The 18,114-nt window shown below is 76.0% G+C and carries 15 protein-coding genes; 8 read left to right on the top strand and 7 right to left on the bottom strand.

Annotated features, from left to right (window positions below; all coding sequences use genetic code 11):
- Both ABD317_RS19515 and ABD317_RS19510 read left to right on the top strand, forming a co-directional pair.
- Nucleotides 1-1,665, top strand: a 1,665-nt coding sequence (locus tag ABD317_RS19515) for a tetratricopeptide repeat protein (protein ID WP_344291232.1), incomplete at its 5' end; no start/stop codon positions are given.
- Between the two features lie 76 nt (nucleotides 1,666-1,741).
- A complete protein-coding gene (locus ABD317_RS19510) occupies nucleotides 1,742-3,319 on the top strand; it encodes a phytoene desaturase family protein (protein ID WP_344291231.1) in 1,578 nt (525 codons plus the stop codon).
- 110 nt (nucleotides 3,320-3,429) lie between these two features.
- Here the strand turns inward: ABD317_RS19510 and ABD317_RS19505 are convergent, their stop codons facing one another.
- The 3 genes from ABD317_RS19505 to ABD317_RS19495 form a co-directional block, all read right to left on the bottom strand.
- Nucleotides 3,430-5,220, bottom strand: a complete 1,791-nt coding sequence (locus ABD317_RS19505) for a serine hydrolase domain-containing protein (protein WP_344291230.1) — start codon at nucleotides 5,218-5,220, stop codon at nucleotides 3,430-3,432.
- A 137-nt stretch (nucleotides 5,221-5,357) separates the two neighbouring features.
- A complete protein-coding gene (locus tag ABD317_RS19500) occupies nucleotides 5,358-5,726 on the bottom strand; it encodes a VOC family protein (RefSeq protein WP_344291229.1) in 369 nt (122 codons plus the stop codon).
- Nucleotides 5,727-5,735: 9 nt separating this feature from the next.
- Entirely contained in the window at nucleotides 5,736-6,392 is a 657-nt protein-coding gene (locus ABD317_RS19495; protein ID WP_344291228.1) for a phosphotransferase, read from the bottom strand.
- Nucleotides 6,393-6,472: 80 nt separating this feature from the next.
- Here ABD317_RS19495 and ABD317_RS19490 point away from each other — a divergent pair, with 80 nt between their 5' ends.
- Both ABD317_RS19490 and ABD317_RS19485 read left to right on the top strand, forming a co-directional pair.
- Nucleotides 6,473-7,315: an endonuclease/exonuclease/phosphatase family protein gene (locus ABD317_RS19490; RefSeq protein WP_344291227.1), complete on the top strand. Its 843-nt coding sequence runs from the start codon at nucleotides 6,473-6,475 to the stop codon at nucleotides 7,313-7,315.
- A gap of 93 nt (nucleotides 7,316-7,408) precedes the next feature.
- Entirely contained in the window at nucleotides 7,409-7,693 is a 285-nt protein-coding gene (locus tag ABD317_RS19485; protein ID WP_051438699.1) for a DUF397 domain-containing protein, read from the top strand.
- Between the two features lie 60 nt (nucleotides 7,694-7,753).
- Here ABD317_RS19485 and ABD317_RS19480 read toward each other — a convergent pair whose 3' ends face one another.
- Both ABD317_RS19480 and ABD317_RS19475 read right to left on the bottom strand, forming a co-directional pair.
- Entirely contained in the window at nucleotides 7,754-8,461 is a 708-nt protein-coding gene (locus ABD317_RS19480) for a leucine-rich repeat domain-containing protein (RefSeq protein WP_344291233.1), read from the bottom strand.
- An 8-nt stretch (nucleotides 8,462-8,469) separates the two neighbouring features.
- The gene (locus ABD317_RS19475; protein ID WP_344291226.1) at nucleotides 8,470-9,168 is read right to left on the bottom strand and encodes a maleylpyruvate isomerase family mycothiol-dependent enzyme; all 699 of its coding nucleotides are present in this window, start codon (nucleotides 9,166-9,168) and stop codon (nucleotides 8,470-8,472) included.
- Nucleotides 9,169-9,308: 140 nt separating this feature from the next.
- Between ABD317_RS19475 and ABD317_RS19470 the strand changes: the two genes are divergently transcribed.
- Together ABD317_RS19470 and ABD317_RS19465 are read left to right on the top strand one after the other, a co-directional pair.
- A complete protein-coding gene (locus ABD317_RS19470; RefSeq protein WP_344291225.1) occupies nucleotides 9,309-9,812 on the top strand; it encodes a hypothetical protein in 504 nt (167 codons plus the stop codon).
- 74 nt (nucleotides 9,813-9,886) lie between these two features.
- A complete protein-coding gene (locus tag ABD317_RS19465; protein ID WP_344291224.1) occupies nucleotides 9,887-12,241 on the top strand; it encodes a glycoside hydrolase family 95 protein in 2,355 nt (784 codons plus the stop codon).
- A 134-nt stretch (nucleotides 12,242-12,375) separates the two neighbouring features.
- Here ABD317_RS19465 and ABD317_RS19460 read toward each other — a convergent pair whose 3' ends face one another.
- Nucleotides 12,376-13,497 (bottom strand): phosphotransferase, encoded by a 1,122-nt coding sequence (locus tag ABD317_RS19460; protein ID WP_344291223.1) that lies wholly within the window; start codon nucleotides 13,495-13,497, stop codon nucleotides 12,376-12,378.
- Nucleotides 13,498-13,809: 312 nt separating this feature from the next.
- Between ABD317_RS19460 and ABD317_RS19455 the strand changes: the two genes are divergently transcribed.
- The gene (locus ABD317_RS19455; protein WP_344291222.1) at nucleotides 13,810-15,282 is read left to right on the top strand and encodes a DNA-binding protein NsdB; all 1,473 of its coding nucleotides are present in this window, start codon (nucleotides 13,810-13,812) and stop codon (nucleotides 15,280-15,282) included.
- 91 nt (nucleotides 15,283-15,373) lie between these two features.
- Here the strand turns inward: ABD317_RS19455 and ABD317_RS19450 are convergent, their stop codons facing one another.
- Nucleotides 15,374-16,843, bottom strand: a complete 1,470-nt coding sequence (locus tag ABD317_RS19450) for a PP2C family protein-serine/threonine phosphatase (RefSeq protein ID WP_344291221.1) — start codon at nucleotides 16,841-16,843, stop codon at nucleotides 15,374-15,376.
- A 289-nt stretch (nucleotides 16,844-17,132) separates the two neighbouring features.
- Between ABD317_RS19450 and ABD317_RS19445 the strand changes: the two genes are divergently transcribed.
- Nucleotides 17,133-18,114, top strand: a 982-nt coding sequence (locus ABD317_RS19445; RefSeq protein WP_344291220.1) for a HEAT repeat domain-containing protein, incomplete at its 3' end; no start/stop codon positions are given.

The following is an 18,114-nucleotide window of genomic DNA, read 5'->3' as shown; positions in this document are numbered from 1 at the left end:
ACGGCGGCGGCGGAGGCGGAGCGGCCGGGGCACGAGCGGGCGGGGCCCGCGCGGGGCAACGGGTCGGCGCCCGGCGGGAGCGGAACGGGCCGGGAGAGCCGGGGAAGCCGGGGGAGCCGGACCGGCGGGATCCAGATCCGCGAGACCGGGCGGGACCGCGCCGGCGGACGGGACGGGGAGAGCGGGCAGGGCCGGGAGAGCGGCGCGACCGGGCTGCCGGCATGGACGGCGGGCATGACGACGGGCGCGCGCTCCGTACGCACCACCCGCGCCACCCCTACGCCCCCGCGCCCCGAGGACGCGCTGCTGCGCACCTGGCCCCCGAGGAACACTCCGACGCCGCCGCCGACCGGATGGCCGGAACCGGGCTCCGCCGGGATGTCCGGCGCCCCCGGTGCCGGTCCCGCGCACGGCGCTCCACCCACCGGGCGGCACCCCTTCTCGCACGCGCCCCCCTCCTTTCACACCCCGCCCCACTCCGCCCACCCGCCGCACCCCCACGCACCCGGGCAGTCCCCGCCGCCCGCCGCGGCCGAGCACGTGCTCGACGCCTTCGCCGGGCGCCACTCCGCCGCCGCCAGCCTCGCCCGCCTCGGCCGCTGGGAGGAGGCCGTCGCCGCCCACCGCGCGCTCGCCGCGGAACGCGGCGCCGCGCTCGGTGCCGACCACCCAGACACCCTCGCCAGCCGCCACCAGACCGGCCTGTGCCTGGCCCGCCTGGGCCGCACCGCGGAGGCGCTGGAGGAGTTCCGCACGGCGGCGGCGGGCCGGGAGCGCCGCCTCGGCCGGGAGCACGTCGACACCCTCGCCGTCCGGCAGGAGGCCGCGTACGCGCTCGGCCAGCTGGGCCGGCACGCCGAGGCGCTGGAGGCGTACGCCGGCGTGCTCGCCGACCGCGAGCGCACCATGGGCGCCGAGCACCCCGACACGCTGCGCTGCCGCCACAACCTCGCGTACACCCTCAGCCGCCTCGGCCGCTACGAGGAGTCCTACCGCGTCGCCGGCGAGGTCACCGCCGTCCGCGCCCGCGTGCTCGGCCCCGACCACCCCGACACCCTGGTCAGCCGCTACGAGGTCGGACACGCGCTGGGCAGCCTCGGCCACTGGGAGCAGGCTCTCGCGACGTACCGCGAGGTCGCCGCCGCCCGCGGCGGCACCCTCGGCCGCGAGCACCCCGACACCCTCGCCGCCCGCTACGAGGCGGGCATCTGCCTGGGCCGCCTCGGCCGGCACCAGGAGGCGCTCGACCACTACGAGGCGCTGATCGCCGACCGCACCCGGGCGCTCGGCACCCGCCACCCCGAGACCCTGCGCGCCCGCCACATCCGCTGCGTCACCCTGGGCCGCCTCGGCCGCTGGCACGAGGCGCTGACCGAGGCCCGCGAGGTCACCGCCGTCCGCGAACGGGTCCTCGGCCCGGAGCACGCGGACACGCTCGCGGGGCGCCGCGAGATCGCGGTCGCGCTGGGCTGGCTGACCCGCTGGGCGGAGGCGCTGACGGTGCACCGCGAGGTGGCGCGCGCCCGTGAACGCACGCTGGGCGCGGCCCACCCGGAGACCCTGTCCAGCCGCCACGACGAGGCCCACTGCCTGGAGCAGCTCGGCCGCACGGCGGAGGCGGCGGAGGTCTACCGGCTGGCGGCCTCCCGCCGGGCGTCGGGCTGAGCCCCCGCCCGCCACCCGCAGCCCGCGCGGCGTGGCGTCCCCTGGCCCGGGGCGATCTTCCGTGCTACGAAGAGCCATGCCCCAGCGCAGCAGCTACGACGCCGTCGTCGTCGGCGGCGGCCACAACGGCCTCGTCGCCGCCGCCTACCTCGCCCGCGCCGGGCGCTCCGTGGTCGTCCTGGAGCGCCTCGACCACACCGGCGGCGCCGCCGTCTCGGCCCGCCCCTTCGCCGGTGTCGACGCCCGGCTCTCCCGCTACTCCTACCTCGTCAGCCTGCTGCCCCGCACCATCGTCGACGACCTCGGCCTTTCCTTCGCCGTCCGCAAGCGCGCCGTGTCCTCCTACACCCCCGCCGTCCGCGCCGGCCGGCCCACCGGCCTGCTCGTCGAGACCGGCCCCGGCACCGCCACCCGCGACTCCTTCGCCGCCCTGACCGGCGACGACCGTGAGTTCGACGCCTGGCAGCGCTTCTACGGCATGACGCAGCGCGTCGCCCAGCGCATCTTCCCCACCCTCACCGAGCCGCTGCCCACCCGCCGCGAGCTACGGGCCCGGGTGGACGACGACGAGGCGTGGCGGGCGCTGTTCGAACGGCCGCTCGGCGAGACGGTCGAGGAGACCTTCGCCGACGACCTCGTCCGCGGCGTCGTGCTCACCGACGGGCTCATCGGCACCTTCGCCTCCGCCCACGACCCGTCCCTGGCCCAGAACCGCTGCTTCCTCTACCACGTCATCGGCGGCGGCACCGGCGACTGGGACGTACCGGTCGGCGGCATGGGCGCGTTCACCGACGCCCTCGCCGCCGCGGCCCGCGGAGCGGGCGCGGAGATCGCCACCGGCCACGAGGCCGTCGCCCTGCGCACGGACGGCGAGCGCGCGGAGGTGACGTACCGGACGGGGGACGGGGAGCAGACCGTCGCCGCCCGCACGGTGCTCGTCGGCGCGTCGCCCGCCGCGCTCGCCGCACTGCTGGGCGAGGAACCGCCGGACCCCGGCCCCGAGGGCGCGCAGCTGAAGGTGAACATGCTGCTGCGGCGGCTGCCGCGGCTGCGCGACGAGCGGGTGGATCCGCGGCAGGCGTTCGCGGGCACCCTCCACGTCGCCGAGGGCTACGCCGACCTGGAGACGGCGTACCGCGAGGCCGCCGCCGGCCGGCTGCCGCACGCACCGCCGTCGGAGATCTACTGCCACTCGCTGACCGACCCGTCGATCCTCGCCGGCGACCTGGCCCGCGCGGGCTACCACACGCTCACCCTCTTCGGCCTGCACGCCCCCGCCCGCCTCTTCACCGAGGACAACGACACCGTCCGCGAGGAACTGCTGCGCTCCACCCTCGCGCAGCTCGACGCCCACCTCGCCGAGCCGCTGGCCGGCTGCCTCGCCACCGACGCCGACGGCCGGCCCTGCATCGAGGCGAGGTCCCCGCTCGACCTGGAGCGCGACCTGCGCCTGCCGGGCGGCAACATCTTCCACCGCGAGCTGGCGTTCCCGTACGCGACCGAGGAGACCGGGGAGACGGAGGAGCCGGGCGGCCGGTGGGGTGTGGCGACGCGGCACGCGAACGTGCTGCTGTGCGGGGCGGGTGCGGTACGCGGCGGGGGCGTGAGCGGGATCCCCGGGCACAACGCGGCGATGGCGGCGCTGGGGAGATAGCTCGGCCCACGCCCGATGCGGTGCGGGCCGGGCGGCCGGCACGGTACGCAACCGGGCCCCGGCCCCGCCGCGCAACGGCGCCGGGGCCCGGCCCGGCCGGTGCGCCGCGCTCAGTCCGCGGACGCCGTCCAGCCGTCCGTCTCCACCCGCGCCGCGTCTCCCCGCCGGCCGTCGTCGAACAGCACCCGGTGCCCGTCCTTCACCCGTACGCCGTCCACGTACACCCCGCGCCCCACGTACCGCCGGTCCGTCGCATACCGCCACCGCAGCCGGACGGCCCGGCCGCGCCACGCGCCCAGGTCCGCGCCCGCCCGGTGCCACACCCGCCCGGACCAGCCGTCCGCCGTACCCTCCGGGTGCTCCCGCACGTCCCCGTCCCCGCCGCCCCGCGGTCGGCTCGTGAACGGCACCGGCTCCCACGTCCCGCCGCCGTCCGCCGACGCCTCCAGGTGCACCTTGTCCCACCGCGGCTCGGTGTCCCACCACAGGGCGAACTCCAGCGTCCCGCGCGGCCCGCGCACCGTCACCTCGGGCAGGGTGAGCGTCGACGTGCTCTCACTGGCCGTCCCGCTGAACCACGCCGTGCGCCCCTTGTCCGGCCGCACCGGCACGGCCCGCGCCAGGTTGGTCCCCGCCGCGGCCCGCGGCGCGCTGCCGGAGCGCCAGCTGCGCACGGGGTGCACCGAGTTGCCGAGGAGCACGAGGAAGGTGTCGGTCGTCGGGTCGACGACCAGCGCGGTGCCGGTGAAGCCGGTGTGCCCGGCGGAGTGCGGCGTGGCCATCGCGCCCATGAACCAGTGCTGGTACAGCTCGAAGCCGAGCCCGTGCTCGTCGCCCGGGAAGGCGGTGTTGAAGTCGGTGAACATCAGCTCCACCGACTCCCGCTCAAGAATCCGGGTCCGCCCGTACGCCCCGCCGTTCAGCAGCGTGCGGCACAGCACCGCCAGGTCCCACGCGGTGGAGAACACCCCGGCGTGCCCCGCGACCCCGCCGAAGGAGTACGCGTTCTCGTCGTGCACCTCGCCCCGCACCATCCCGCGGTCGAGCCCCGACCACGGCTTGCGCGCGTCCTCGGTGGCGGCGATGCGGGGCAGCCACGCGGCGGGAGGGTTGTAGCGGGTGTGGTGGAGACCGAGGGGGCCGGTGACGTCGTCGGCGAGGAGGCGGTCGAGAGGCTTTCCGGTGATCTTCTCCAGGACGAGCTGGAGGCTGATGAGGTTGAGGTCGGAGTAGAGGTAGGCGGTCCCGGGCGGGTTGACCGGCGCCTCCCGCCACAGCCGGGCGAGCTTGTCCTCCCACGTCGGCTCCGCGTACAGCGGGATCCAGGAGGTGAATCCCGAGGTGTGCGTCAGCAGCTGGAGGACGGTGACGTCCTGCTTGCCCGCGGCGCCGAAGTCGGGGAGGTAGGAGGCCACGGTGGCGTCGAGGGCGAGTGCACCGCGCTCGATCTGCTGCACGGCGAGCAGGGAGGTGAAGAGCTTGGAGACGGAGGCGAGGTCGAAGACGGTGTCCATCGACATGTCGATCTGTTGCTCTTCCGGCAGCTCGACACCGGTGTCGGTGGCCTCGTCGTACGCCTCGTAGCGCACCGCCTTGCCGATCGCCCGCTCCAGCGCCACCGTCCGCCCCCGCCCGGCGAGGACGACCGCCCCCGCGTACCACGGGTACGTCGGCGACGGGCCCAGGAACGTCTCGGCGTCGGCGACCAGCTGCCGCAGCTGCGGCTCCAGCAGCCCGGCCCGCTCGGCGCTGCCGCGCCGCAGCACGGGGGCCGCTCCGCCGGCGGCGGTGGCCGCCTCCGCGGCGCGGGCCGGGAGGCCGGTGGAACCGGGGACCACGAAGAGCGCACCTCCCGTAGCGAGTGCACCGGCGGCGAAGCGTCGTCGGTCCAAGTGACCCATCTTCCGACCCCTCCTGAAAGAAAACTTCGAAGTGCCGCGCGAACGGTGAAACTTTCTTCCGGGGGGTTCGTGCTGTCAAGACCTCCGGACGGCGGCGCGGCCGCGCGGTCGCCCGCCCGGCGTGCGCTCACCCGGTGTCACTCCGGCACGAGGCAGAACGGATGGCCCGCCGGGTCCTCGTAGACGCCCCAGTCCTCCTCGTACCGCAGGAACTTCGCCCCGTGGGCCAGCGCGTCGCGCTCCGCCGCCTTCACGTCGTCCACCGCGATGTCGAGGTGCAACTGCTGCGGGCGGGCCGGATCCGGCCACCGCGCCGGCCGCAGTCCGGGTGCACGCTGGAAGGCCAGGACGCCGCCGTCCGGCAGGTGCAGCGTGGACCAGTCGTCGTCGAGGGACCACCGCGGATCCGCCCGGTCGACCTCCCCGCCGAGCAGCGCCTGGTAGAACGCGGCCAGCTCGCGGGGACGCGGGCAGTCGAGCACGGTGCACTGCAGCGTACGCGTCATACGCCGACCCTACGCCCGTGCCCCGTCCCCCAGCGCCCGGCGCAGCCGCCGCGCCTCGCCCGGGGTGAGGTGGGGGTTGGCCAGCCGGGCGGGGAGGGCGTGGGCGTAGCCGGGGGCGGCGTCCGTGCCGGTGGTGCGCAGCAGGGCGCGCAGGAGGAGCCGTACGCCCAGGGCCTCTGGTGGGCCGAGTTCCACGCCGCGCAGGATGCAGACGGTCATCGCCACGTCGCACGCCGGGTCGCCCGCGGCGGCGTTGCGCCAGTCGATGGCGTACGGGCCGCGCGCGGTGAGGATCACGTTGTCCGGGTGGAGGTCCAGGTGGAGCACCCGGTCGCCGCTGCCGGAGCCGGGGGAGGGCGGCAGGAACTCCGGGGCGGGCACGGCGTGCAGCCTGTCGTGGAGCCGGGCGAGCATGCGCCCGTACGCCGTGACGCGCCACGGCCGGCGGCGCAGCGCGGAGAGCATGGTCGGGCCGTCGAGGCGTTCCAGGACCTGGTCGGTGTCGTGCGCGTCGTAGACGTGCGGGACGGGGAAACCGGTGCCGGCGAGGTAGGCCGTCAGCCGCGCCTCGGCCTCCGCGGGCCCGCCGGACCGGTACCGGCGCAGCACCCGGCCGTCGGTCAGCGCGTACACGTCCGCTTCGCGTCCCCGCCCGATCAGCTCCACCCGCCCGACTCTCGCACATCACTCCGGGCCCGTAGGGATAGCCTCTGACCAAAGCCGGCCCGTGGTTGGGATACGAACGCATGATCCGCGTCATGACCTGGAACCTCTGGTGGCGCTTCGGGCCGTGGCAGGAGCGGAGCAAAGCCATCCTCGACATCCTCCGCGACGTGCGTCCGGACGTCGTCGGGCTGCAGGAGGTCTGGGGCCGGGACGGGGACAACCTGGCCGGGTGGCTCGCCGGCGAGCTGGGCATGCGGTGGGCCTGGGCGCCCTCGCCGGAGCCCGGGCGCTGGCAGCGGCGTATCGGCGACCCCACGGTCGAGGTCGGCAACGCGGTGCTCAGCCGCTGGCCGATCGCCGGGCGGGAGACCGCCGCGCTGCCCGCGGGCGAGGAGGAACCCGACGGGCAGCAGGCGCTGTACGTGCGTGTGGCCGCGCCCGGCGGTGTGACGGTGCCGTTCTTCACCACGCACCTGCTCTCCCACCCCTACGCCTCCGCCACCCGCTGCGCGCAGGTCTCGGCGCTCGCCCGATTCGTCCACGAGCGGCGCGGCGACGGCGACTTCCCGCCCGTGGTCACCGGGGACTTCAACGCCGAGCCCGACTCCGACGAGATGCGGCTGCTCGGCGGCACGATGACCGCGCCCGCCGTGCGCGGCCAGGTGCTCTACGACGCCTGGCGCTACGCCCGCCCCGGGGCGGCCGGGGCGACGTGGGACCAGGTGAACCCGCACGCGGCGCGGACGCTGGAGTGGGACTCGCGGATCGACTACGTGCTCGTGGGGCCGCCCGGGCCGGAGGGCGAGGGGCACGTGCGGGACGTGCGGCGGGCGGGCGACGCGCCGGTCGACGGGGTGTGGGCGTCGGACCACTGCGCGGTCGTCGCGGACCTGGCCACGCGGGCCGACGTACCCGCCGGCTGAACCCGTCCGCGCAACGCGGCGCGGGCGCCGCCGTGTCCGTTCCCCCGCACTTTCCCGGTCCCCCTATCGTGGCCTGTTCCGCCGCCCGCCGCGATGGATACCCTTGCTCCGGACGACGCTCACCGGGAGGAGCAGGACGTGGCCAACAGCACCACTCAGCAGCCGGCGGCGGGCAGCGGGAAACCGCAGCTCGATCTGACAGGCGCCACGTGGCAGTCGAGCAGCCAGGGGGTGGGAGACGTCGAGATCGCGTTCGTGGAGGGCTACATCGCCATGCGCGACGGGCGCAACCCGGAGGGACCCGCGCTGATCTTCACCCCGGGGGAGTGGCGTGCCTTCGTCCTCGGCGCCCGTGACGGCGAGTTCGACCTGACCTGACCACCGGCCGCACCCGTCGATCCGGCCCGCCGCTAGCGGCGGGCCGGATCGACGGGGCGGTCACGCCAGCACGGCGCAGCCCCGCTCGCGCAGCGCGACGAGCGGGGCTTCGGTGCCTTCGACGTCGTTCCAGCGCAGGTCCAGCTTCTCCAGCGCGGGCAGCTCCGCCAGCCAGCCGGGGACCTCGCGGATCGCGTTGGCCCGCAGGTCCAGACGGCGCAGCAGCGGCAGCCGGGCCAGCACGGCGGGCACGGACCGCAGCGCGTTCTCGCGCAACTCCAGCTCGCGCAGCTCCCCGAGCCCCGCCGCCGAGTCGGGCAGCGCCGTGAGCGCGTTGCCCCGCAGCCACAGCTCGCGCAGCGCCGACAGCCGCCCCACCGACTCCGGCAGCCGCGTCAGCCGGCAGTGCTGCGCGCGGAGTTCCCACAGCCCCGCCATGTCGCCCAGCTCCTCGGGCAGGGCGTCGAGGGGGTTCTCGCCGACGTTGAGGTACGCCAGCGTGTGCAGCCGGCCGAGCGCGGCGGGGAGCCGGGTCAGCCGGTTGTCGTGCAGGTACAGGCAGCGGCTCAGGGCCGGCAGCGAGCCGAGGGCCCCGGGCACCGCGACGAGCGCGTTGTGCCCGAGGTCCAGGGTGTGCAGCCGGGTGAGCGCGGCGACGTCGTCCGGGAGGTGCGTCAGCGCGTTGTCGGCCAGGACGAGCACCTCGGCGTCCGTCTCCCGCCAGACCCGCGGCGGCACGGCGGTGAGGCCGGCCCGCCGGTGGTTCACGACCCGGGTCACGGCCAGGGGCCCAGCTCGGGCAGCCGGCCCTCCAGCCGCTGATGCGGCCGGCGGCCCGCCAGCCACGCGGTGAGATCCGTGAGCCGGCCCCTGACCACCGGCCCGCCGCCGGTGCCGAACGTGTGCCGTACCGGCCCGTCCGACTCGACCAGGGTGAGCCCCGCGGGCGCGCGCGGCGCCAGGAACTCGAAGAGGTGCAGGCACAGCTCGCGCGGCCAGGCCGCCGAGCAGGTCGCCAGGTCCGCGTCCGCGGTGTGCACCTCCAGCTCGCGCCACCAGCAGTGCAGCGCACCCAGCAGGTCGCCGTCGCGGTAGCGCACCGGGCGGGACCAGTCCGCGTCGCCCACCGACCCCCAGACGGCCTCCGCCTCCGCCAGGGTGGCCGTCACCGCCGCGGTCAGCTCCGCGGCGCTCCGTACCGCCCCGGCCTCGATGCCCGCGTCACGGGCCGGCCGGCCGCCGTCGTACACCTCGACCAGCTCGCCCTTCAGGGCGTACCGCGCCTGGCGGGTGAGCGCCCGGCCGATGCCTTCGAGGTGCGACAGCACGTGCGCGCGGGTCCAGTCCGGCAGCCTGGACGGTCCGCGCTCCCCGCCCTCGGTGAGCTCCGCCAGCGCGATGCGCAGCCGCTCGTGCCCGTCCAGCACGTACGCCCACACCTCCGGCCCGGCCGGCACGCCCCCGGGTCTCTCCATCCGGCCCCTCCTCCGTCGTCGACGGACAGACCATACTCGTGCGGCAGCGGCCGTACGCCCGATCCGGCACTGCCGGATCGGGCGTACGGCGGAGGCCGCCCCGGGAGCCGGTGGCGGCGCGGGACCCGTACGATTGGTGCATGGCATTTCTCCGCCGCCGCAGCAGCGCCGCCAAGCCCGCGGGCCCGGACTTCGACGTCCTGGCCATGGACCCGGGCGACTGGCCCGGCGACCTCGGCGCCGGTCTGCTGCCCGGGCCGGACGGGAGCTGCCAGGGGGTCTTCCTGCGGTACGACCTGTTCGGCGGCCGCGGCCCCGCGATGATCATCGGCAACCTGCCGGAGGGCTCGCCCGCCCGCGACGTGCCCGAGGGCCAGCCGCCCTTCGAGGTCGCGCAGCTGCTGCTGGCGCTGGAGCACGACGAGCCGGTGACCGTCACCGACGTCGAGGACGCCCCGGTGATGCAGGGGGACAACCTGCTCATCGTGCGCCGGCTCAAGCTCTCGGAGAGCCGCGTCTCCTGCGTCCAGTTCGACCGCAGCGACAACGTGCTCGTGACCATCGCGGCCTGGGACCGGCCCATCTCCGAGGAGCTGTACGCGCTGCTCAAGCCGCTGCCCGCGGAGCTGTTCCAGCAGGCCTGAGCCCGCACCGCGGCAACGCGGGTCGTTGCGCGGCCTCTTGTCACCCAGTCATCGGACCTCTAGCGTGACACGGCATGACTGAGGGGATCTCGCGTAGAACCACCGTCAAGTCGGCTATCGGCGCCGCAGGTGCGATGGCCATGGGACCGTCCATCTTCTCCGGGGACGCGTCCGCTTCTGATTCCGCTGATACCTCCGATGAATTGGGTCTCTGGTACGCGACGCCCGCCGCGGACTGGGAGCGCGAGTCGCTGCCCGCGGGCAACGGCGCGCTCGGTCTCGGCGTGTTCGGCACGCTCGCCTCCGAACGGCTGACGCTGAACGAGAAGACGCTGTGGACCGGCGGCCCCGGCTCCGCCGGCTACGACTTCGGCAACTGGCGCGAACCGCGGCCCGGCGCACTGGCCGCCGTGCAGGACCGCATCGACGCCGAGGGGCGGCTGAGCCCGGAGTCCGTCGCCGCGGAGCTGGGCCAGCCCAAACACGGCTACGGCGCCTACCAGGTGCTCGGCGACCTCCGGCTCGACCTGGCCGCCGCGCCCGCCGCGCCGGACGGCTCGTACCGCCGCGGGCTCGACCTCCGGCGGGCGGTCGCCACCGTGGCGTACGACCACGAGGGTGCCCGGCACCTGCGGGAGTTCTTCGTCTCGTACCCGGACTCGGTGGCCGTGGGCCGGCTGGCCGCCGACCTGCCCGGGCAGGTGTCGTTCACCCTGCGCTACACCTCCCCGCGCGACGACTTCCAGGCCGACGCGAGCGGCGACCGGCTGACGGTCCGGGGCACCCTCGCGGACAACGGGCTGGTCTTCGAGACGCAGATCCGCCTGCTCACCGACGGCGGCACCGTCACGGCCGGGGACGGCACGCTGACGGTGAGCGGCGCGGACGCGGCCTGGTTCGTGCTGTCGGCCGGCACGGACTACGCCGACACCCACCCCGGCTACCGCGGCCCCGACCCGCACGACCGGGTCACGCGCGCCGTCGACCGGGCGGCCCGGGCGCCGTACGCCAAGCTGCTGCGGCGCCATGTCGCCGACCACCGCCGGCTGTTCGACCGCGTCGCCCTCGACGTCGGCGGCCGGCCGCCCGCGGACGTGCCCACGGACGAGCTGCTGGCGCGGTACGGCGGCGGGGAAGCCGGCGCGGACCGGGCGCTGGAGGCGCTGTTCTTCCAGTACGGGCGGTACCTGCTGATCGCCTCCTCCCGGCCGGGGTCGACGCCGGCGAACCTGCAGGGCGTGTGGAACAACGTCACCAACCCGCCGTGGAGCGCCGACTACCACGTCAACATCAACCTGCAGATGAACTACTGGCCGGCCGAGAGCACCAACCTCGCCGAGACCACCGGACCGTACGACGAGTTCGTCGACGCCCTCCGCGCCCCCGGCCGGGTCACCGCGCGGGAGATGTTCGGCAGCGACGGCTGGGTCGTGCACAACGAGACCAACCCGTACGGCTTCACGGGCGTGCACGACTGGGCGACCGCGTTCTGGTTCCCCGAGGCCGCGGCCTGGGTCACGCAGCAGATGTACGAGCACTACCGCTTCGGCGGCTCCACGGACTACCTCCGCCGCACCGCCTACCCCGTGATGAAGGAGGCCGCCCGGTTCTGGATCGCGAACCTGCGCACCGACCCGCGGGACGGCAGGCTGGTCGTCACCCCCAGCTACTCGCCCGAACAGGGCGACTTCACCGCGGGCTGCTCGATGTCGCAGCAGATCGTGTACGACCTCTTCACCTCCACGCTCGAAGCCGCCCGCACCCTCGGCGACGACCCGGCGTTCCGCCGCCGCCTGGAGCAGGTGCTGGAGGACCTGGACCCGGGGCTGCGGATCGGGTCGTGGGGCCAGCTGCAGGAGTGGAAGGAGGACCTGGACGACCCGGGCAACGACCACCGGCACGTCTCGCACCTGTTCGCCCTGCATCCGGGGCGGCAGATCGAGGTGGGCAGCGAGTGGGCGGAGGCGGCGAAGGTGTCGCTGACCGCGCGCGGTGACGGCGGGACGGGCTGGAGCAAGGCCTGGAAGATCAACTTCTGGGCGCGGCTGACGGACGGCGACCACGCGCACAAGATGCTCTCCGAACAGCTGAAGTCCTCCACCCTGCCGAACCTGTGGGACACCCACCCGCCGTTCCAGATCGACGGCAACTTCGGCGCCACCGCCGGCATCGCGGAGATGCTGCTGCAGAGCCAGCACGGCCCCGTCGAGGTCCTGCCGGCCCTCCCGGCCGCCTGGGCGGACGGCTCGGTGACCGGACTGCGCGCCCGCGGCGGCGTCACCGTCGACATCACCTGGGCCGGCGGCCGGGCGACCCGGATCGTGCTGCACGCCTGCCGCACCGGCCGGCTCATCCTGCGCAGCGACCTCCTCCCCGGCGGGGAGGTGACCGTCCACGCGCGTGCGGGGCGCACCTACACTTTCGGCTGACACACCTTCGGCTCAGCGCCGGCCTGACAGGCCGTCAGCCGGGTGGACGGCGGGCCGCCCCGCGTCCGGCCGTTGCGCGGGCACCGGACGAGGGGGCGGGGCGGCGGTGTCACGGGCCCGCCGCCCCGCCGGACTCACCGCGTTCCGACCGCCGCCCGCACCGCGCGGCGCGCCATCTGCACGTCGTCGTGGAGCCGCCGCAGCAGCAGGCGGTGCTCCTCCCCGGCGGTCATCCCGCTGTGCACGCCGACCGGGGCCGCCGGGTCCCTCATCGCCCGCTGCACGGCGGCCTCGTACGTACGGACCTCGCGCACCAGCACCAGCATCAGGTTGACCAGGAACCCGTCCCGGTGCACCGCTCCGCCCGCCTGCGCGAGCTGGCTGATCTGCCGGCGGGCCGGCGAGCCCTCGCCCAGCACCGCCCAGAGCGTCGCCAGGTCGTACCCCGGGAGGTACCAGCCAGCCTGCTCCCAGTCGACCAGCACCGGGCCCGCGGGCGACAGCAGCACGTTCGACAGCAGCGCGTCGCCGTGGCAGAACTGCAGGTGGCCGGGGCCGATGCCGTGCAGCAGCGTCTGCAGGTCGCCCATGTCGCGGTCGGTGAGCAAGCCCAGCTCGTGGTATCTGCTGAGCCGTGCCGCGTAGTCGAGCGGCGCGCCGAACGCGTCGTCCGGGGGCCGCCACATGCCGATCCGCACCAGCGCCGCGAGCGTGGCGCGCACGTCCGCGTGCGGCGGGACCTCCAGCGGGTGCCGCTGCAGCGCCGCGGCCCGGCCGGGGGTCCGCTCGATGACGAGGGTGCAGCCGTCCGGGTCGGCGGCGACGAGCCGCGGCACGCGTACGGGCGGGCGGGACCGGACGAACGTCCGGTACGCCCCTATTTCCCGCCGCAGCCTGGCCGCCCGCGCGGCCGACCTGTCGACGAGGCACTTCGCCACCGCCGTGGTCCGGCCCGTGGACCCGACGAGCAGCACCGTGCGGCTGCTGCGGCGCAGCACCTGCACGGGGTTGAAGTCGGGGACCACGCGGTGCACCGACTCGACGGCCGAGCGCAGCAGCGCCCCCTGCGGGCCGGACAGGTCGAGCCGTCCGCTCACGGGCCGGCGCGCGGTGGCGGGGAGCTGTCGCAGTCGTGCGCCCGCGGCCGGTGCCCGGCCCGGGTCGAGGAACGGCGCGCCGCCTGCCGCGGTCCGGTGCGGAGCTGGCGGGCGTACCGTACGGACGGGTGCGGAGGCGGATGCCGATGCTGCGTACATGGGCGAGACAGATCCCTTCAGGCACGGGCCGGTTGCGCGCGCCGCAGGCCACCGGCGACCGCCGAATCCCCCCGGGTTTCCGGCCCGGGAGGCCGGCTGGGGGTCCGGTCCCCGGGCGCCGGGTCCGGGATGTGCGGGTGGGCCGTGCGGTTGGCATGTGCCCCGGGTTGCGGGGCCGGTTGGCGCAGACTTAGCCCACACCGCTCCACGGGTGGCACACCATCTGGCGCACCCTGGCGAACCCTGGCGAATGCTCGCCGGGCCGTCGGCCCGCCGGTACCGTCAAGTGAGCCGAGACCCTGGGGGCTTGACGTGAGCAGGGAACCCAACACCAGGCTCGCCGACCTGTTCGGGATGACCGGCTGGTCCAAGGGCGAGCTGGCGAGGCTGGTCAACCGGAAGGCGGCGGCCACGGGCCACCCCCAGCTGGCGACCGACACCTCGCGGGTGCGGCGCTGGATCGAGACGGGCGAGGTCCCGCGCGAGCCGGTGCCCAAGGTGCTGGCGGCCCTGTTCACCGAGCGACTCGGCCGTGTCGTGACCACCGAGGATCTCGGGTTCGACCGGGCCGGAGGGCCCGGCAGGGTCCGGCGGCAGTCCGACGACGCACTGCCCTGGGCGCCCGGGCGGACGGCCGAGGTCCTCACCGAATTCACGGGAATGGACCTCATGCTCAATCGACGCGGCCTGGTGGGCGCGGGCGCCGCGCTCACGGCCGGCTCCGCCCTGACCGGTTCCCTGCACGACTGGCTGCACCACGACCCCGCGCTCGGCACCGCCGCCGCCGGCGGCGGGAGCGGCGCCGCGGAGGCCGCCCGCTTCGGCAGGTACGAGGCGACCCCGGTCGGCGCCCAGGAGGTCGAGGCGCTGGAGCGGTCCGTGGCGGTCTTCCGCTCCTGGGACGCCGAACGCGGCGGCGGCCTGCAGCGCAAGGCCGTCGTCGGCCAGCTCAACGAGGTCGGCGGCATGCTCGCGTACCGGCACCCGGACCGGCTGCAGAACCGCCTGTGGGGCGTCGCCGCCAACCTCGCCGTGCTCGCTGGCTGGATGTCGCACGACGTGGGCCTGGAGCCCACCGCGCAGCAGTACTTCGTCATCGCCGCGCACGCCGCCCGCGAGGGCGGCGACCGGCCGCGGGCCGCGGAGGCGCTGTCCCGGGCCGCCCGGCAGATGGTCCACCTGGGCCGGCCCGACGACGCGCTGGAGCTGATGGCGCTGGCCGGATCCGGCGCCGGCCCCGAGGCCCACCCGCGTACCCGCTCGATGCTCTGCACGGTCGAGGCCTGGGCGCAGGCGGCCAAGGGGCGGTCCGGAGCGGTGCGGCGCACCCTGGGCGAGGCGGAGGAGCTGTTCGCCGCCGACCCCGGGGGCGAGTCGCCGCCCAGCTGGATGCAGCTCTTCGACGAGGCCGACCTGCACGGCATGCAGGCCCTGGCGTACCGCACGCTCGCCGAGTACGAACCGGCCGCGGCGGTCCGCGCGCAGGAGCACGGGAGGCTGGCGCTCGCCAACCGGCCGGAGGGACGCCGGCGTTCCCAGATCCTCGACCACGTGTCCATGGCCGCCGCCGGCTTCCTCGCCGACGAGCCGGAGGACGGCGAGGCCTACGCCCGGCTCGCGCTGGAGCGCATCGGGGAGAACTCCTCGCACCGCACCTGGGACCGGCTGCGGGACACGTACCGGCTGACCGCGCCGTACGCGGACGACCCCCTGGTGCGGGAGCTGCGCGAGGAGATCAGGGAGGCGCTGCCGAGGACGCCGCGGGGGCGCACGAGCCCCGTCTGACGGGCGCTCGCCCCGGTGCACCGCCACGGGGCGGGGCGCCCGTCGGGGGACGGGTGGGGAGCGGCGGGCCGGGCCGCCGGGTTACGGCGGCTCAGCCCGTCACCTGCGCCACGAGCACGCAGGCGTCGTCCCCGCGCCGTCCCCCGCCGAACTCCTCGACGACGGCCCGCAGGCAGTCCTGCGCGCCCGGCGCCGCCGCGAACCTGGGGGCGAGCGCGAACAGCCGCTCCCGGGCCGGCTCCGGGCCGCGGGCGCCGAGCCCGGCGGTGTGCAGCAGGACCACGTCGCCGGCGTGCAGCGGCTCGCTCACCTGCTCGTACGACGTGTCCGCGGTCGCACCCAGCAGCACGCCGTCGGGGGCGGCGAGGGCGCGCCCGGCGCCGCCGCGGAACAGCAGCGGCGGGGGGTGCGCGGCCCGCGCCCAGCGCAGCGTGCGGTCCGCCGCGTCGTAGCGGCAGCAGACCGTGCCGACCAGCACCGGCTGCGCGGACACCTCCAGCAGCTCGTTCACCCCGCCGAGCAGCGCCCCCGGCGCCGTGCCGCCCAGCGCCATCCCGCGCAGCGCGCCGACGAGCATCGTCATCCCGGCGGCGGCGGGCACGCCGCGGCCGGCGACGTCGCCGACGCCGAGCAGGGTGCGGCCGCCGGGCAGCGGCAGCGCGTCGTACCAGACGCCGCTGACGGGGGTGTCGGCGGCGGCCGGAAAGTGGTGGCCGGCCACGGTCAGCGCGCCCGGGTCGCCGGCCGGCAGGTGCACCGCGCCGTGCCACGGCGGGAGCACCGACTCGTGCAGCTCCCGGGCGATGCGGCGCTCGGCGTGCGCGAAGTGCCGTTCGCGCTGCAGCACGGACTCCGACTCCTGCACCGCCTGCCGGCCGCGGTGCAGCTCGGTGACGTCGCGTACGACCGTCCACATCGACTCGGTCGCGCCGCCGGCGTCGAGGACGGGCTCGCCGACGACGTGCAGGGTGCGCGCGGCACCGTCCGGCCGGCGGATGCGGAACTCGCCGTCGATCGGTCTGCCGTCGACCAGGCAGTCCGTGACCATCGCGGCCAGCCGCGGCTGGTCGGCGGGGTCGAACCAGGACGGCAGGTCGTCCAGCGACAGCGGGCCGCTGCCGGGGTCCCTGCCGAAGATGTCGTAGAGGTCGTCCGACCAGTCGACCTCGTCCGACGGCAGGTGCCACTCGGCGCTGCCGACCCGGGGCCGCGCCCGCTGACCGGGGTCCGCCCCGGTCTCCCCGCGCGGCCCGCCGCCGGAGCGCCCCGCGCGCCCGTCGCCGCCCTCGCCGTGCCGCTCGACCGGGTGACCCTCGCGCAGCTGCCCGAGCTGTACGGTCAGAAAGTCCAGCTGCCGCGCCGCGAGGTCGCACAGCGCCCGCTGCCAGCGCAGCTCGGCCGCCTCGGCGTCGCCCGCGGCGGCGACGGTTTCCCGCCGCACCGCCTCCAGGCTGCCGCGCAGCCGGGCGATCTGCGCCAGCAGGGTGGCCACGGCACTGCGCTCGGGCTGCTGCGCTGCGGTCGGGCCCGCGGTGCGGGGGAGTCGTGAGGCGGCGGCCATGGCGTGATCTCCGATTACCTTCCGGCCCGGGCTCCGGCGCCGTTGTCGTCTGCGGTTTCGCCGTTACGACTCTGGCACAGGCCGCGACGCTGCGTAAGGTGTTTGGCGAGACTCAAGCACATGCGCACGGCATATGCGCACCGGCCGGTTCCCGACCGCACTTCACCCGCTCTCCCCCACTCCAGTAAGCTGCCGCGGCAATGGAGCCGGCAGCCGGTCGGTGGCCCGGTCTGTCCGTTCCGCGGAAAATTCCGTTGCCAGCGGTCCCACCACACCGGATGCTGACGTCATGTTCGAGCCAGCCATAGCGCCCAGCGGCACCCTCCTCGGCCTCCTCCAGCGGGGCCGGGGCGACGGGACCCTGCACGCACTCGCCGCGCCGCGGGCCGAAGCCCTGCAGGCGCTGTACAGCTGCGTGCTCGACGACCCCAGGCGCGACTGGCAGGTGGAGAACCGCTCGCTGTACTACGCCCGGCTCTACCTGGAGCTGGACGCCCCCGCGGACGCCCTCGCCGACCACCTCTTCGCCCCCGACGACCTGCTCCGCCCCGACGAGCAGCGCACCGGCCTCACCCTCTCCGTCCTCGGCCACCTCGTCTCGTACGGCCGCGACGACGCGCTGCAGCTCCTCCGCCGCTACGCCGCCGCCGGCGGCTGCTGGCAGTGGGCCCTCGACGAACTCGCCGTGCGCGACGACGACGCCGGGCTGCGCACCCTCGCCCCGCACGTGCTGGCGCGCTTCCCGCGCACCCCGGAGGGCGACCGCGCGCTGGCCGCGGAGATGCGCGACGCGTTCGAGCCACGGCCCTGGCGGCTGTGGGCCGAGGACCCCGAGCTGGGCGAGCGGGTGCGCGCGGCGCGGGAGCAGGAGAGTTTCGACCGCTGGCAGCGCCAGCTCCGCTCGCGCGGGCCCCGGCCCGGCTGGAGCGTCACCGAGATCCTCGACTGGGCGCAGGACGGCCTGGAGCAGTACCCGGCCCAGCCCCGGCACGCCGCCGCCGCCCGCTGCCTCGCGGCCGTCGCCGGGCCCGAGGACCGCCCCGAGCTGCTGGCCGCGGCCCGTACTGGCGGCGACGGCGACCGGGCCGCCGACCTCGCACACCTCGCCGCGACCGGCGACCCCCGGACGTACGACCTGATCGAGGCCGCCGCCTGCGGGCCCTCCGCGACGCTCGCCGGGGCCGCGCTCGCCACCTTCGGCCGGATGTGCTCCACCGCCGCCCTCGACGCCGCCGGCGGCGAGGCGGGGCGCGAGGACGGGCTCGGCACCG

The sequence above is a fragment of the Streptomyces synnematoformans genome (assembly GCF_039531005.1).
Taxonomy (GTDB): Bacteria; Actinomycetota; Actinomycetes; order Streptomycetales; family Streptomycetaceae; genus Streptomyces; species Streptomyces synnematoformans.
This window is presented reverse-complemented; position numbering and strand designations above follow the sequence as displayed.

Bases quoted from the DNA above. Each gene is read 5' to 3' on its own strand.
- ABD317_RS19510 (WP_344291231.1), top strand. From the start codon at position 1,742: ATGCCCCAGCGCAGCAGCTACGACGCCGTCGTCGTCGGCGGCGGCCAC.
- ABD317_RS19505 (WP_344291230.1), bottom strand. From the start codon at position 5,220: ATGGGTCACTTGGACCGACGACGCTTCGCCGCCGGTGCACTCGCTACG.
- ABD317_RS19500 (WP_344291229.1), bottom strand. From the start codon at position 5,726: ATGACGCGTACGCTGCAGTGCACCGTGCTCGACTGCCCGCGTCCCCGC.
- ABD317_RS19490 (WP_344291227.1), top strand. From the start codon at position 6,473: ATGATCCGCGTCATGACCTGGAACCTCTGGTGGCGCTTCGGGCCGTGG.
- ABD317_RS19485 (WP_051438699.1), top strand. From the start codon at position 7,409: ATGGATACCCTTGCTCCGGACGACGCTCACCGGGAGGAGCAGGACGTG.
- ABD317_RS19475 (WP_344291226.1), bottom strand. From the start codon at position 9,168: ATGGAGAGACCCGGGGGCGTGCCGGCCGGGCCGGAGGTGTGGGCGTAC.
- ABD317_RS19470 (WP_344291225.1), top strand. From the start codon at position 9,309: ATGGCATTTCTCCGCCGCCGCAGCAGCGCCGCCAAGCCCGCGGGCCCG.
- ABD317_RS19465 (WP_344291224.1), top strand. From the start codon at position 9,887: ATGACTGAGGGGATCTCGCGTAGAACCACCGTCAAGTCGGCTATCGGC.
- ABD317_RS19460 (WP_344291223.1), bottom strand. From the start codon at position 13,497: ATGTACGCAGCATCGGCATCCGCCTCCGCACCCGTCCGTACGGTACGC.
- ABD317_RS19450 (WP_344291221.1), bottom strand. From the start codon at position 16,843: ATGGCCGCCGCCTCACGACTCCCCCGCACCGCGGGCCCGACCGCAGCG.